Below are 13360 nucleotides of genomic sequence, written 5' to 3'. Positions count from 1 at the left end.
GTCAGATTTTCTTGGCCGGACGCTTCGACTATCGTGCGCGCCGTCCTTGCCAGCGATCGGGGCCACGAGGCCCGCACGACTGGCACCCACCGCTCCATACCTTTCGATCATCCGCAACGGGGGAACGCCACATGTCCAATCCAAGTCATCTCATCGCCGCTCCGACATCGGCCGGCCGCTGGCGACGCGCGCTGTCGGCGGCGGCCATCGGGGGCCTGACCATCCTCGCCGGCTGCGACAGCGTCGGCGCAGTCTCCGGGGGTGCCGCCGACAGCACCGCCGGCCTGATCAATGACGGCACCGTGCAGACCCGCATCGTCGAAGGCACGCAGACCGTGCCCGGCAACTTCATCTGCAGCCAGAGCGCGAGCGGCGACGCGCCGACCGTCGTCGTCGGCACCAACGGCCTCGTCGGCGGCCTGCTGACCGATCTGCTGAACTCGCTCGGCCTTGGCGTAGTGACGAGCCTGGTCAACAGCGTCAGCAACCCGCCGTTCGCGGTCGACGGCAACCTCGACAACTTTGCCGGCGTCACGCTGACCGCCGGCCTGCTCGGCCCGGTCATCACCTCGGTCGACACCACCGTCGTGCTGCCGACGCGCTCGACCATGCAGCCGGGCAAGTACGCGGTGTTCGCGGTCAGCTTCCCGAGCACCCTCGTCAACCTGTCGGTGTTCAACCGCATCACCGTCAGCACCTATCTGGAAAACGTGCTGCAGGAGACGCAGACGCTGAACCAGACCGGCCTCGGCCTGCTCGGTGTCGGCGTGGGCCCGTCGTCGGCCTTCATCGGCGTGCGCACGACCCGGCCGTTCAACAGCGCCACGCTGTCGGTGGTGCCGGGCGTGCTGACGGCGAATGTGATCAACGCCGTCCGCATTCACGACTTCTGCATCGACGGCCGCTTCGTCGGCGGCTGAGCGTCAGCGCCGGTGGTTCACGGGCCCGGTCTGATCACCGGGCTTTTTTGTCGGCATCGATCGGGCGACCGGAGGGTCAGACGCCGACCGCGTCCAGCGCCTGATAGGCCTTGGCCAGCCAGACCTTGACGCGGCTGCGCTCGAGCAGCCCCAAGCCGGTCAGTTCCTTGTCGCCGCTGTTGGCGGCGGCCCAGAAGCTGGTGCTGCGCGCGTCGATGCGCGTCATCGCGGCTTCGTGCAGCTTCGGGAAATGGATGATGCGCGAGCCGATGGCGACGGCGCGGGCCTTCTCGCCAGACGCCTCGAAGATGCCGAAATCGTCGCCGCGCAGCTCGTTCAGCACCAGCACGACGTCCAGCTGATCGTCGAAGCGGTCATAGAGCTTCTTCAGCAGGTCGACCGAATCCTTGCCGGCATCCATCACGTGCCAGTAGCGGATGCGGATGCCGACTTCGCGCGCCAGTTCCAGCACGCCGGATTCCTCGATCCAGCGCACCAGCGGCTGATGGGTCTGGGCTGCGAGATCGACCAGGATGCGGCGCTCCGGCTGCTCGGCCGCGGCTTCGACGATGGCATCGAGGCTTTCGAACTGGTCGATCACGACCGGCGACGCGAAGTCGGCATAGAAGCGCAGCAGCGCGCCGTGCGAGCGGTCGGAATCGAAGCCGAGGAACGGCAGCTGATGATCGATCAGGTACTGCGCGACGACGCGCGCGACCAGCGACTTGCCGACGCCGCCTTTCTCGCCGCCGATGAGATGAATCGTTGCCATGCGTGATGCTCCGGTAGGGGACGTCGTGCAGGGCAGGGTGCGGGGCAGTCGGTCAGGGGCCGCGAACGATACGCACTGCGCGTGCCGGGCGATAGCGCACGGCGCGCGCGCCCGGCCCCGGCGGGCTCAGTCGAAGTGGAAGCGCGCGAACTCGTCTACCGGTGCCCGGGCCGAGCGCAGACCGTTGACCGGCGCAGCAGGATCGGCATGGCCCAGCGCCATGCCGCAGTACAGAATCTCGTGCTCGGCCAGCTGGAAGTGCGCCTTCAGCGTCGTCCTGAGGGTGCCCCACAGTTCCTGAAAGCACGAGGCGATGCCGCGTTCGGTCGCCGCCAGCGCCACCGACTGCATGAACATGCCGAGATGCGCCCACTGCCCGTGGCCGAGCCGGCTGTCGATGACGAAGAACAGGCCCACCGGTGCGCCGAAGAACTCGAAGTTGCGCGCCACGTGCTTCAGGCGCGCCGGCTTGTTGTCGCGGCCGATGCCCATCAAGGCGTACATGTCCTCGCCCACCTGAAAGCGCCGGCTGCGGTACGGGTCCCACAGGTTCGCCGGGTAGACCGGATAGGCGCCTTCCTCCGCCGGAAACATCCCCGGGTAGTTCCGTGCCAGCGCCATCACCGCTTCCTGCGCCGCGCCGGATACGGCAATGACCTGCCACGGCTGCATGTTGCCGCCCGACGGCGACCAGCGCGCCGCATCGAGAATCTCCCGCACCGTGGCTTCGCTCAGCGGTGTCGGCAGGAAGGCGCGGGTCGAGATGCGGGCCTTGAGGGCTTCGGTGACGGTCATGGCGATGGATGTGAAGTCTGTCGGGCGGGCGACGATGAAGGTAAAGGCGGGCACGCACCGGCGGCAAGCATGGCGCAGGCCGCCATCGAAAGGCCCGCCCCGGGATTCCGGAGCGGGCTGGATCCGCTGCGGTCGTGGAACCGCCGGCCGGTCAGAACGACAGCTTCACGCCGCCGCGGAACGAGTTGTAGTCGAAGTCGGTATTGTCGGACGTCGACAGGCCGCTGTAGCGGTATTCGATGTAGATGCCGAGGTTCGGGGTGAACCGATACGAGAGGCCCGCGTTCAGGTCGAGGCCGTCGAGCTTGGAGCCGTCGGTGCCGTCGTCCTCGATCGTCAGATAGCCCACGCGGCCGAAGCCCTGCAGCCCTGGGATGATGTCGTACTGCGCAAGGCCGCCGACGTTGTAGCCGTTGTAGTCGGCCGAGATCGAAAAGCCATCGGCGCCGAACGAGGTCTGCTGGTAGACGTACTGACCGAACACGCCGAGCTTCAGGCCCGGCGCGACTTCGAAGCGGAAGCCGGCGCCGCCGCGGGCTTCGTCGACCTTGATCTTGACCGTGGTGCCGAAGGCGTCGCCATCGGTATCGGCATAGGTGTATTCGCCGAGCAGGAAGAGGTTCGGGGTGACATTGAACACGGCGCGGGCGCCGAGATCGACACCGTCGGCCTTGAACGAATCGGTGTCGTTCGAAATCTTGAGATTGGCGGCGCCGACGAAGCCGTAGACATCGAGACGGGATTCTGCGGTTCCAGCGGCGGCAGCGCTGAAACTGGTGGTGATGGCGGCGAGCGCAGCGAGCGTCAGCAGTCTTTTCTTCATTTTTATCGGCGGAATCTGGTCGAAACCCAATGTGGGCCACCAATTATGAATGAAATGACCGAAAATTCATCTTTCGACGACATTTTTCATCGCTTCCGCCGGCAGCCGCGCTTGCCCGAGACGTACCCGGTGGCGCTGTCGGGTCAGACCCGCGGCCGGAACATCCGGAAGCGCTGCGCGGCGGCGATTTCGTAGTAGTCGGCCGGGCCACCGGCGCGCAGCACCGGCTGTGCGCCGGCGGTGTCGTAGATGCCATCGACCAGCAGTTGCCGGTCGATGTGCACGGCCACCACTTCGCCGAGCACCAGCCAGCTGTCGACCGGCGCGCCCTCGGCGCCCTGCAACTGGATCAGCTGACTCAGGCGGCATTCGAACGACACCGGGCTCTCGTCGACGCGCGGCGCGGCGATGACCGAGGAGGCGGCGGGTGTCAGGCCGGCGAGCACGAATTCGTCGACGTCCGGCGGCACCGAGGCGCAGCTCGCGTTCATCGCCTCGGCCAGCGGCCGGGTCACGAGATTCCACGCGAATTCGCGGGTTTCGGCGATGTTCCGCACGGTGTCTTTCCAGCCGATGCTGGAGAACCCGATGATCGGCGGCGTGTAGTTGAAGGCGTTGAAGAAGCTGTACGGCGCCAGGTTCAGCGCGCCGCTGGCGCTCCGTGTCAAGATCCAGCCGATCGGCCGCGGGCCGACGATGGCGTTGAACGGATCGTGCGGCAGGCCGTGGCCATGGCGCGGCTCGTAGCGGTGGAAGCGGTCGGTCATGGCGCAAGGGATTCAGGGTTGAGGGGCGGCTGAGCGGTGATGCCGGCGCGGGCGTCGGTGCCGTCAAGTTTCCGCCGATACGACACGCGCTGCCATGGCGGCCATCGTGGCCCGCGGCTTGTAAGGGACCGGCTGAGGTGCCGGTTGATCGTCGGATTCGCGACGCGCCGCAGCCGGTCGGGCGTCGGTGTGCGGCCGACCGACCGCCGGCGCCGCGGAAGCTGCCGCTGGCCGACTCCTGCGGCAATCCGCTCAAGGCGGGCGGCCGTGCGCCGATAGCCGTTCGAACAAACATCTTCATTCCTTGCCCCCGGGGACCGTCCATGCTGGTGATCGTTGGCTCCATCGTTGTCGTCGTCAGCGTGCTGGGCGGGTTTGTCGCGTCTCACGGGCAGGTCGGCGCCCTGTGGCAGCCGTTCGAGCTGGTGATCATCGGCGGCGCCGCCCTCGGCGGCTTCCTGATCTCCAATTCGATGAAGGTGGTCAAGGAAGTGGGCTCCGGCATCTTCGGTGTGCTGAAGGGGCCGCAGTACAAGAAGAAGGACTATCTGGACATCCTGTCGCTGATGTACGAAATCCTGAGTTCGGCGCGCAAGAACGGCCTGATGTCGCTCGAATCGCATGTCGAGGAACCGGACAAGAGCACGCTGTTCTCGAAGTATCCGAAGATCGTCAAGGATCATCACCTGCTCGAGTTCATCACCGACTGTCTGCGCATGATCGTGTCCGGCAACATGAGCCCGCACGAACTGGAGCCGCTGCTCGAAGCCGAACTGGAAACCCATCATCACGAGGCGGAAGCGCCGGCCCATGCGCTGAGCAAGGTGTCCGATTCGCTGCCGGGCTTCGGCATCGTCGCCGCAGTGCTCGGCATCGTGACGACGATGGGGTCGATCGGCGGCGACATCTCGGTGGTCGGCGGTCACGTGGCGGCGGCCCTGGTCGGCACCTTCCTCGGCATCCTGCTGGCGTACGGCTTCGTCGGCCCGCTGGCGGCGGCGATGGAAGGCCGGGCCAAGGAAGACGCCAAGGCATACGAGTGCGTGAAGGCCGCGCTGGTGTCGAACCTGCAGGGCTACAACCCGAACATCGCGGTGGAGTTCGCGCGCAAGATCCTGTCGCACAACGTGCGGCCGACGTTCGCCGAGTTCGAAGCCCACTGCCGAGGCGCGAAGTAAATGGCCGAGGCCGCGCCCAGCATCGTCATCCGCCGAGTCAAGAAGGTTGTCGGCGGCGGCCATCATGGCGGCGCCTGGAAAGTGGCCTTCGCCGACTTCGCCACCGCGATGATGGCGTTCTTCCTGCTGATGTGGCTGATCGCGGCCACGACCAAGGAGCAGAAGGGCGCCATCGCCGAATACTTCAACAACCCGAGCATGCTCGATGGCCGCGCGACGGCGCCGAGCCCGGGCATGAACGGCCCGGGCGGTGCCAGCACCAGCCTGATCAAGCTCGGCACCGGCACCGACATCGGCAAGGCCGCGGTGCGCAAGCCGACCAAGAAGGAGATCGAGCAGGCGGTGAAGGCGATGGAGCATCGCAAGCTCGAATCGCTGATGAAGGAAATGCAGGCCGCCATCGAGAAAAGCCAGGCGCTGGAGCCGTTCAAGGACCAGTTGCTGCTCGACATCACGCCGGCCGGCCTGCGCATCCAGATCGTCGACAAGCAGAACCGCCCGATGTTCGACATCGGCAGCACCAGCCTGAAGTCCTACACGACCGACATCCTGCACGAGCTGGCCAAGTTCATCGGCGAAGTGCCGAACCGCATCAGCATCAGCGGCCACACCGATCTCACCGCATACAACAGCACCAACGGCTACACCAACTGGGAGCTGTCGGCCGATCGCGCGAACGCGGCGCGCCGGACGCTTCTGGCCGGTGGCCTGAGCGACGACAAGGTCGCGGTGGTGGTCGGTCTGTCGTCGTCGGTGCTGTTCGACAAGCTGAACCCGCAGGCGCCGATCAACCGCCGGATCAGCATCATCGTCATGACCCGGGAAGCCGAAGCCGCCGCCACCGGCGAAGCGGTGAAGGAGTACGCCGGCGGCGATCCGGAAATCGACGCCGCCGCCATCGAAGCCGCGAAGGCGGCCGATCTCGCTGCAGCCAAGGCTGCCGAGGGTGCCGCGGCGGGCACGCCGGACGCCGCGGCAGCATCGGCCGATGGTACTGATCCGGCACCAGCACCGGCTGCGGCCGAAGCGGCCGCCGCGCCGCCGCCGCCCGCCGGCACGGCGCACTGAGTCCGGCTGCGCGCCGCCTTCTCGCGCAGCCTGCCGACGCCTCCGGGTGGATCAGCCGCGACCCGTTCCGATTCCGACACGATCAATGTTCGCCAGCGAACATATGGCGCGTGGCGTCGCCGTCACCATGTCGTTGCGGCAAGGTGCACGGGAGCGACAGAAGCGAGCGGACTGTCCGGCGGAACGGGACCAGCCGCCACATCGGACGGCATTTCCCGTCCTTTCGGAACGCGTGGGGCAGCAACATGAATGGCGACGAACTGGACGTGCTGGACCAGACGATTGCCCGCATTGTCGGCTCGCCGGCGATCGGCATCAGTTCATCGGGGCAGGCGATCTACTATCAGGATCGATCACCGTACCGCCCCACGCGCAATCCGGATGAAACCCTGCACCTGATCGACCGCTACATCGCCAAGGTGGTGCGGATGAACGATGGCACCTGGGCTGCGGTCGGCCCCAGCGGCCGCGCCTGCGTCGGCCACACACTGGCGATCGCGGTCTGCAGGGCCGTGGTCGAGGCACGCTGAAGCGCGCAGCCCGTCGCCCGGTTGCGGCCGCGTTACCGGCGGCAGGTCGATCGCCTGACAGCACGGCCGCTGTTGCCGGGACGCGCCGAATCTCGAAGCCGCGGAAACCGGCGCGCCGGCGGGCACCGTCGGTAATGCATATTCCTGTTTGGTGTTGATTCGAACAATGCCGGATCATTCGCGGTGACGATCCGGGCATGGCGCACAGACGCCGTCGGTCCCGGTTCGGCAACCCAACCGAGGAGTGGACGCGCAATGAATGATGCTTACGACGTGCTGATCATTGGCGCCGGCCTGTCCGGCATCGGCATGGCCTGTCACCTGCAGCGTGAATGCCCCGGCAAGCGCTTCGCGATTCTGGAACGCCGGCATGCCATCGGCGGCACCTGGGACCTGTTCCGCTACCCGGGCATCCGCTCGGATTCGGACATGCTGACCTTCGGCTACGAATTCCGCCCATGGTACGAGCTTAAAGTGCTCGCCGATGGCGAATCGATCCGCAACTACGTGCGCGACACCGCGCGCGAGTACGGCGTCGACAGCAAGATCCAGTACGGCCTGAAGATCACCGCCGCCGACTGGTCAAGCAGCGACGCGCTGTGGACCGTCACCGCGCTCGAAGAGGCCAGCGGCACGGAGCAGCAGTTCAAGACGCGCGTGCTGGTCAGCTGCACCGGCTACTACAACTACGACCAGGGCTACCTGCCGGACTTCCCGGGTGCCGAGCGCTTCAAGGGCGTCAAGATCCATCCGCAGTTCTGGCCGGAAAAGCTCGATTACCGCGGCAAGAAGGTGGTGATCATCGGCAGCGGCGCCACGGCCGTGACCCTGGTGCCGGCAATGGCCGGTACCGCGAGCCACGTGACCATGCTGCAGCGCTCGCCGAGCTACGTGTTCTCGGTGCCGGCCGTCGACAAGCTGACCGGCGTGATGAACCGCCTGCTGCCGAAAAGCTGGGTCTACAAGCTGTCGCGCACCCGCAACATCCGCCTGCAGCGCACGCTGTACAAGGCCGCGAAGCGCTATCCGAACCAGGTCCGCAAGTTCCTGCTGGCCAATGTCGAGCGCCAGCTCGGCGACAAGGCCGACATGCGCCACTTCACGCCCAGCTACAAGCCCTGGGACGAGCGTCTGTGCGCCGTGCCGAACGGTGACCTGTTCAAGGCCATCCGTTCGGGCCAGGCCGAGGTCGTCACCGATCACATCGCGTCGTTCACCGAGACCGGCATCCAGCTCAAGTCGGGTCAGCATCTGGATGCCGACATCATCATCACCGCGACTGGCCTGAGCCTGCAGGTGTTCGGCGGCATCGCGGTGTCGGTCGACGGCGTCGCGCGCAGCTCCGGCGAGCTGATGACCTACAAGGGCGCGCTGATGCAGGACCTGCCGAACCTCGGCTGGATCATGGGCTACACCAACGCGTCGTGGACGCTGAAGGCCGACATCGCCTCGCGCTACCTGTGCCGCGTGATCCAGCATCTGGACAAGACCGGCAGCGCCAGCTTCGTCGCCCACGCGCCGGACGGCGAGAAGCTGGACGAATCGATCCTCGGCTCGCTCGGCTCGGGCTACATCCAGCGCGCGGCGAGCACGCTGCCGCGTCAGGGCCGCAAGCTGCCGTGGCGCGTGCTGAACGCCTACGAGGTCGACAAGCCGATGCTGACCGAAGCGCCGATCGAGGACGAGTACCTGCAGTTCTTGCCGCCACCGAAGGCCGGCAGCAAGGGCAAGCGCGGCAAGAAGGCCGGCGAGATGTCCGCTGCGGCCTGACCGGTGCCGGCAACTCCGCGCCATCGCTGATCCGGCCCGCGACGATGCCTTCGTCGCGGGCTTACTTTCGAGCGGCCCGGTTCGTTGCCGGGCCGGCATCCATCCGATGATCGATCCCGACCTTCCGACCGCAAGACCGCGCCTCGTCACGGCGCTGACGATGTTCGCGCTGTCGCAGCTGATCGTTCTCACGGCGGCCGCTGCGCCAAGCGCCGGCAAGCCGGTGACGCTGCAACTCGAAAAGTCGGTGCTGCTGATGCGTCATGGCGTGCGCGCACCGACGCAAAGCCCGGAAGAACTGGCCCAGTCGTCACGCCGGCCGTGGCCGCAATGGCCGGTGGCGAAGGGCGAGCTGACCGAGCGCGGTGCCGCGCTGGTCACCGTGCTCGGCCGCTACCACCGCCAGCACCTCGCCGCCGCCGGGCTGTTGCCGGCAGAGGGTTGCCCGGCGGCCGGCAGCATCGGTGTCTGGGCCGACAACTCGGCCAAGCGCATCGCGCTGAGCGGGCAGGCGCTGCTCGATGGCCTGGCGCCGGGCTGCGACTTCAAGCCGTACTTTGCGCCGCCGCCGGGGGTCGATCCGCTGTTCCAGCCGGTCGAGACCGGCACCTGCCCGATCGACCACGACAAGGCCCGTGCCGCGATCCTCGACGCGGCCGGCGGCGGTCTCGGTGCCGCGGCCGCGAGCGTCCGGCCGGCGCTGCTCAAGATGCAGGGCATTCTCGACGTGCGCAGCAACGCCGGCTGCGAAGTCGGCGTGTCGTCGTGCGGCATCGACGGCTTCGCCAACCGCCTCGAAACCGGCCCGGAAGGCGTGCGGCTCGAAGGCGGACTGAAGGCCGCGACCACCGTCGGCGAGAATTTCCTGCTCGAGTACCTGCAGGGCTTCGCCGACAAGGATGTGGCCTGGGGCGACGCCGCGACGCCGGAAACGCTGGCGCCGCTGCTCGCGCCGCGCAACCTGTACCTGAAGCTGACGCGCCGTCCGGCCTACATCGCGTCACGCAATGGCACGACCCTCGCCAAGACCGTGCTTGCGATCCTCGAAGCCGAAGCGGCGAATCCGCCGGCCGCCGCCGACACGCCGCTGCGCGCGAACCAATGGGTCGCGATCATCGGCCGCGACATCCACCTCGCCACCCTCGGTGGTGTGCTCGGCCTCGACTGGACCTTGCCCGGTCAGCCGGATGCCCACGCCCCCGGTGTCGCCTTGCGCTTCGAACGCCTGCGCCATCCGAACGGGCAGCGCTACATCCGCACGTCCGTCGTCTACCAGACGCTGACGCAGCTGCGGACCGAGGCCGCGCTCGATCTCGCCCATCCGCCCGCAACGGTCGTGCTGCACATTCCCGGCTGCGCGCAGGACGAGATCGACGGCGCCTGCCCGCTGCCGAAAGTCCACGCCCGCTTCCTCGAAGGCTTCGCGCCGGACTGCCCGCAGGCCGCGCGACCGCGAGCCGTCAGCCTTCGCCGCGAGCGCAGCCTGCCGGACGTCGCGCCGCTGCTGGGCACGCGGATGACGCCGTAGTCGCCACGCGCGGGACGCCTTCGACGCGCTTCAGCGCGAATACGGCAGCAGCTGCTGCCACAGCTCGAGGGTGGCGTCGATGTCGCCGGTGGTCGGCCCGAGCGCCAGCGTGTAGTTCGCGTATTGCGTGCCGGGCCAGGTGTGGCCGCCGCCGTTGATCGTGTATTGCGCGACCACGCTGTCGACGCAGCGGGTGTAGCGGCTCACGCTGACGGTGGTGCCGTCGGTGCGGTCGAGATCGGGCAGGTTGGTGATGCTGCGCTCGGTCGCCACGCACTGGTTGCGCGCGGCCCAGAATGCGGCCGTGTTCGTGGCGCTGGCCAGGGTCGGGACGCCGTTGTACGGCACGATCGGATCGCGGGTGCCGTTGAACAGCACGGTCGGCGTGCGACTGGGCCCGGTGCAGCGGCTGGCGACCGAATCCCGCAGCGTTGCCGCCACCAGCGCGATGCCGGCGAGCAGGGCAGGCCGCTCGCACGCGAGCCGCTCGATCATGAAGCCGCCGTTCGAATAGCCGGCTCCATAGATGCGGCTGGCGTCGAGCGCGTGTGCGCTGACTTCGCGCGTCAGCAGCGCGTCCAGGAAGCCGACATCGTCGGCGCCGAACAGCGCGCCCGGATCGTCCGCCCAGGCGCCGCCGCGCGAAGCCGGCAAATAGACCCAGGCGCCGTAGTCGGCGGCAAGGCGTCCGGCCAGCGTCAGGTTGGCCATGCGGCCCGGCGACAGGCCGTTCGGGTGCAGCAGCAACAGCACGGGTGCGCCGGCCGGTGCGTTGACCGGCCGGATGCCGAGGTAGTCGCGGCTGATCCCGGCCCAGACGATGCTGCCGCTGAAGGTCTCGGTGCCCGGCGTCGGCGAGATCTCGCCGCTCAGTTCCGCCAGCAGCGTTGCCAGCCCGGCGCTGAACTGGCTGAAGATCGCGTTCAGATTGCCGCCGAGTTCGCCGAGTGCGCCGCCCAGTTCACCGAGCGTTCCGCCGAGGTCACCGAGCGTGCCGCCGAGCGCACCGCCGATGTCGCCCAGCGTGCCGCCCAGCCCGCCGAGCAGGCCACCGAAATCGCCCGGCGCCAGCGTCACCGGCGCGGCGGGACGTGCTGCGGCAAGCGGTGGCGCCAGCGCCAGCGCGGCGACCGGGCGCGCCGCGGTCAGCTCGGACCGGGGCCGTTCCGCCACGGCCGCTGCAGTGCCTGCCGGTGCCGCGAACGCCGAGGCGACCGGCCATGCAGCCAGGCCGCCGAACAGGCTGCAGGCCAGCCCGCGGGTGAGCCAGTGGCGTGTGTTGCTGCAGCCAGCGCGTCGTTGTCCTTCCATGGAATGAGTCGAGGTTTTGTGAACGGGGCCGGAACACTGCCACGGCCCGGCCGGAAAAGACAAACCGTCGATGACGCCGCGCAAGCCGATGCCGGTCGAAGGCCAGTCGATCGGCCCCCGCGGCAGCGATCGGGCAGGAAAGATTGTCGCTCCCGCAGTTCATCGGCTGCCCGCGCGGCGCGCTGGCGCGCCGCCGATTCGTTGTGACAATCTTGCATCCAACATCGGTGACAGAAGCCGGGAGGAGCGCATGCACGGTCACAACAAGTCATTCGCGAGCGATCCGTTTGCCTATTGCCAGCGCTACGCGATCAATCACCTGTCGATGAAAGTGCATGGCGAGAAGGATCGCCATGATTTCGACGGCGAGGTCCTGACCTACGACAACCTGGGCCGCGTCATCCCGGGGCCAAGCAGCGCCTATTTCCAGCAGGTGGGGCAGGCCAAGCGCAGCATCGAACTGGCTGGGCATGGCCAGTTCGATCTCGAACCGGTGACGCTCGAAGGCCGTACCGTGATCTATCTGCGGTTCGTCGTGCCAGGGCAGTTTGCGCCGAAGGTCGAGTACGGCGGCCTCGAGCGCGGCAGCGACGCCCCGCTGAGCGCGTACTGGCTCGGCTACGAGTTTCCGGGCATTCAGGGTGCCGGCAAGGCGCGGATCCCGTATGTCGACCTGCCGAAGACCAACCCCGCGCATCGGCTGATGCTGACCGGCGCGATGAACGGCTGCTCGATGGTCATCACCGAGCACCCGAACGACCCGACCAAGCTGCGCGTCTATCACGACTCCGTGCACGGCATCGACACGTTCAAGGACGACATCGTCTACGGCCGGATCGACTACACCGACGAGGGCTATGCCTCGGCCAACAAGCGGGCGCCGCTGCTGCGTGCGTTGAGCGCGCCGGTCACGCGCACGCGCAGTGGCTCGGTCGGCGACAAGTCCGGCGTGCAGCCGCTGGCGCCGATCCCCTGCGTGCGCACGTCGTACGGCGACCTTGCGCAGTATCGGGCGGTGGAATCGGGCTCCGGCAGCACCATTCCCGGCACCGCGGTGCAGGTGCGGACCTCGCTGAACTTCCTCTATTTCGATGCCACTGTGAACAAGTGGACGGCGGTCTCGCAGGCGCTGGAAACGCAGAAGACGACATCGCAGCCGGCCAAGGCTTGGTACGAGTCGAGCGACACGTTCAAGCGTCGACAGAAGGCCTACGACCGACGCGGCGTGCAGGTCGCGATCGTGCCGTCGACGCCGCCGTGGAGAGCGACGCTGCCGTATTGATGGCGGCCGCGACCCTTGATTCCGGCGGCGACGCACGCACATCGCCAGCATCGCGGCGGCCGATCCGGCCGCTGCTTCTGGAGTGGCCTCGATGCTCGTTGCCTGCCCGCACTGCAACACCACCAACCGCATTCCGGACGAGCGCCTGCGCGAGCGCCCGAAGGTCAGCCCGATGTGCGGTCGCTGCACGCAGCCGATGTTCACCGGCCAGCCACTGGTGCTGACCCGCGCCAATTTCGATGTCCAGCTCGCGCGTGGCGAACTGCCGCTGATCGTCGATTTCTGGGCGCCGTGGTGCGGCCCCTGCCTGTCGATGGCGCCGAGCTTCGAGCGCGCCGCCGCCGAACTCGAACCGCGGCTGCGGCTGGCCAAGCTCGATACCGAAGCCGAGCCGGCGATCGCCGCGCGTCACCACATCCGCAGCATTCCGACCCTGATCGCGTTCAAGGGCGGCCGGGAACTGGCGCGGCAGAGCGGCGCCCTGCCGCTGCCGGCGCTGCTGAAGTGGGCCGGGCAGTTCGGCTGACCCCGGCAGCAAGTTCGGGTTCGGCGACTCGGGGCGGTCGCTAGAATCGGAAATGTGCCGATGACACCGGCACGCGCCGTCATCGATCCG

The 13360-nt window shown here is 67.8% G+C and carries 12 protein-coding genes and 1 pseudogene; 8 read left to right on the top strand and 5 right to left on the bottom strand.

Going from position 1 to position 13360, the window contains the following annotated elements:
* Positions 1–131 precede the first annotated feature (131 nt).
* Positions 132–920 carry a hypothetical protein gene (locus QZ951_RS11835; protein ID WP_293000845.1) on the top strand — a complete coding sequence of 263 codons (789 nt, stop codon included), beginning with the start codon at positions 132–134 and terminating at the stop codon, positions 918–920.
* Positions 921–996: 76 nt separating this feature from the next.
* On the opposite strand, the gene QZ951_RS11830 is transcribed toward QZ951_RS11835, so the two are convergent.
* The 4 genes from QZ951_RS11830 to QZ951_RS11815 all read right to left on the bottom strand — a co-directional run bounded on the left by QZ951_RS11830 (position 997) and on the right by QZ951_RS11815 (position 4077).
* Positions 997–1692: a mobilization protein gene (locus QZ951_RS11830; RefSeq protein ID WP_293000843.1), complete on the bottom strand. Its 696-nt coding sequence runs from the start codon at positions 1690–1692 to the stop codon at positions 997–999.
* Positions 1693–1818: 126 nt separating this feature from the next.
* Positions 1819–2487, bottom strand: a complete 669-nt coding sequence (locus tag QZ951_RS11825; RefSeq protein ID WP_293000841.1) for a nitroreductase — start codon at positions 2485–2487, stop codon at positions 1819–1821.
* 151 nt (positions 2488–2638) lie between these two features.
* Positions 2639–3310 (bottom strand): porin family protein, encoded by a 672-nt coding sequence (locus QZ951_RS11820; RefSeq protein ID WP_293000839.1) that lies wholly within the window; start codon positions 3308–3310, stop codon positions 2639–2641.
* A 143-nt stretch (positions 3311–3453) separates the two neighbouring features.
* The gene (locus QZ951_RS11815) at positions 3454–4077 is read right to left on the bottom strand and encodes a flavin reductase family protein (RefSeq protein ID WP_293000837.1); all 624 of its coding nucleotides are present in this window, start codon (positions 4075–4077) and stop codon (positions 3454–3456) included.
* Positions 4078–4400: 323 nt separating this feature from the next.
* Here QZ951_RS11815 and motA point away from each other — a divergent pair, with 323 nt between their 5' ends.
* From motA to QZ951_RS11790, 5 genes and pseudogenes are all read left to right on the top strand, one after another.
* On the top strand, positions 4401–5255 hold the full coding sequence (motA, locus tag QZ951_RS11810) for a flagellar motor stator protein MotA (protein WP_293000835.1): 855 nt from the start codon (positions 4401–4403) through the stop codon (positions 5253–5255).
* Positions 5256–6308 (top strand): annotated as a pseudogene (gene motB / locus QZ951_RS11805) (flagellar motor protein MotB); the annotation flags it as partial.
* A gap of 260 nt (positions 6309–6568) precedes the next feature.
* On the top strand, positions 6569–6853 hold the full coding sequence (locus QZ951_RS11800; RefSeq protein ID WP_293000831.1) for a hypothetical protein: 285 nt from the start codon (positions 6569–6571) through the stop codon (positions 6851–6853).
* A 255-nt stretch (positions 6854–7108) separates the two neighbouring features.
* Positions 7109–8623 (top strand): NAD(P)/FAD-dependent oxidoreductase, encoded by a 1515-nt coding sequence (locus QZ951_RS11795; RefSeq protein ID WP_293000829.1) that lies wholly within the window; start codon positions 7109–7111, stop codon positions 8621–8623.
* Positions 8624–8729: 106 nt separating this feature from the next.
* Positions 8730–10151, top strand: a complete 1422-nt coding sequence (locus QZ951_RS11790) for a histidine-type phosphatase (RefSeq protein WP_293000827.1) — start codon at positions 8730–8732, stop codon at positions 10149–10151.
* A gap of 30 nt (positions 10152–10181) precedes the next feature.
* On the opposite strand, the gene QZ951_RS11785 is transcribed toward QZ951_RS11790, so the two are convergent.
* Positions 10182–11462 carry a PHB depolymerase family esterase gene (locus tag QZ951_RS11785; RefSeq protein WP_293000825.1) on the bottom strand — a complete coding sequence of 427 codons (1281 nt, stop codon included), beginning with the start codon at positions 11460–11462 and terminating at the stop codon, positions 10182–10184.
* A gap of 250 nt (positions 11463–11712) precedes the next feature.
* Here QZ951_RS11785 and QZ951_RS11780 point away from each other — a divergent pair, with 250 nt between their 5' ends.
* Together QZ951_RS11780 and trxC are read left to right on the top strand one after the other, a co-directional pair.
* A complete protein-coding gene (locus QZ951_RS11780; RefSeq protein ID WP_293000823.1) occupies positions 11713–12744 on the top strand; it encodes a hypothetical protein in 1032 nt (343 codons plus the stop codon).
* A 91-nt stretch (positions 12745–12835) separates the two neighbouring features.
* The gene (gene trxC, locus QZ951_RS11775) at positions 12836–13270 is read left to right on the top strand and encodes a thioredoxin TrxC (RefSeq protein ID WP_293000821.1); all 435 of its coding nucleotides are present in this window, start codon (positions 12836–12838) and stop codon (positions 13268–13270) included.
* Positions 13271–13360: the final 90 nt, after the last annotated feature.

Origin of the sequence: Nevskia sp. (assembly GCF_021732705.1) — a bacterium.
In the GTDB taxonomy this organism is placed as follows: domain Bacteria; phylum Pseudomonadota; class Gammaproteobacteria; order Nevskiales; family Nevskiaceae; genus Nevskia.
Note: the sequence above shows the minus strand (reverse complement) of the source record. Positions and strands in the feature narration are given on the sequence as shown.

Bases quoted from the DNA above. Each gene is read 5' to 3' on its own strand.
- QZ951_RS11835 (WP_293000845.1), top strand. From the start codon at position 132: ATGTCCAATCCAAGTCATCTCATCGCCGCTCCGACATCGGCCGGCCGC.
- QZ951_RS11830 (WP_293000843.1), bottom strand. From the start codon at position 1,692: ATGGCAACGATTCATCTCATCGGCGGCGAGAAAGGCGGCGTCGGCAAG.
- QZ951_RS11825 (WP_293000841.1), bottom strand. From the start codon at position 2,487: ATGACCGTCACCGAAGCCCTCAAGGCCCGCATCTCGACCCGCGCCTTC.
- QZ951_RS11820 (WP_293000839.1), bottom strand. From the start codon at position 3,310: ATGAAGAAAAGACTGCTGACGCTCGCTGCGCTCGCCGCCATCACCACC.
- QZ951_RS11815 (WP_293000837.1), bottom strand. From the start codon at position 4,077: ATGACCGACCGCTTCCACCGCTACGAGCCGCGCCATGGCCACGGCCTG.
- motA (WP_293000835.1), top strand. From the start codon at position 4,401: ATGCTGGTGATCGTTGGCTCCATCGTTGTCGTCGTCAGCGTGCTGGGC.
- QZ951_RS11800 (WP_293000831.1), top strand. From the start codon at position 6,569: ATGAATGGCGACGAACTGGACGTGCTGGACCAGACGATTGCCCGCATT.
- QZ951_RS11795 (WP_293000829.1), top strand. From the start codon at position 7,109: ATGAATGATGCTTACGACGTGCTGATCATTGGCGCCGGCCTGTCCGGC.
- QZ951_RS11790 (WP_293000827.1), top strand. From the start codon at position 8,730: ATGATCGATCCCGACCTTCCGACCGCAAGACCGCGCCTCGTCACGGCG.
- QZ951_RS11785 (WP_293000825.1), bottom strand. From the start codon at position 11,462: ATGGAAGGACAACGACGCGCTGGCTGCAGCAACACACGCCACTGGCTC.
- QZ951_RS11780 (WP_293000823.1), top strand. From the start codon at position 11,713: ATGCACGGTCACAACAAGTCATTCGCGAGCGATCCGTTTGCCTATTGC.
- trxC (WP_293000821.1), top strand. From the start codon at position 12,836: ATGCTCGTTGCCTGCCCGCACTGCAACACCACCAACCGCATTCCGGAC.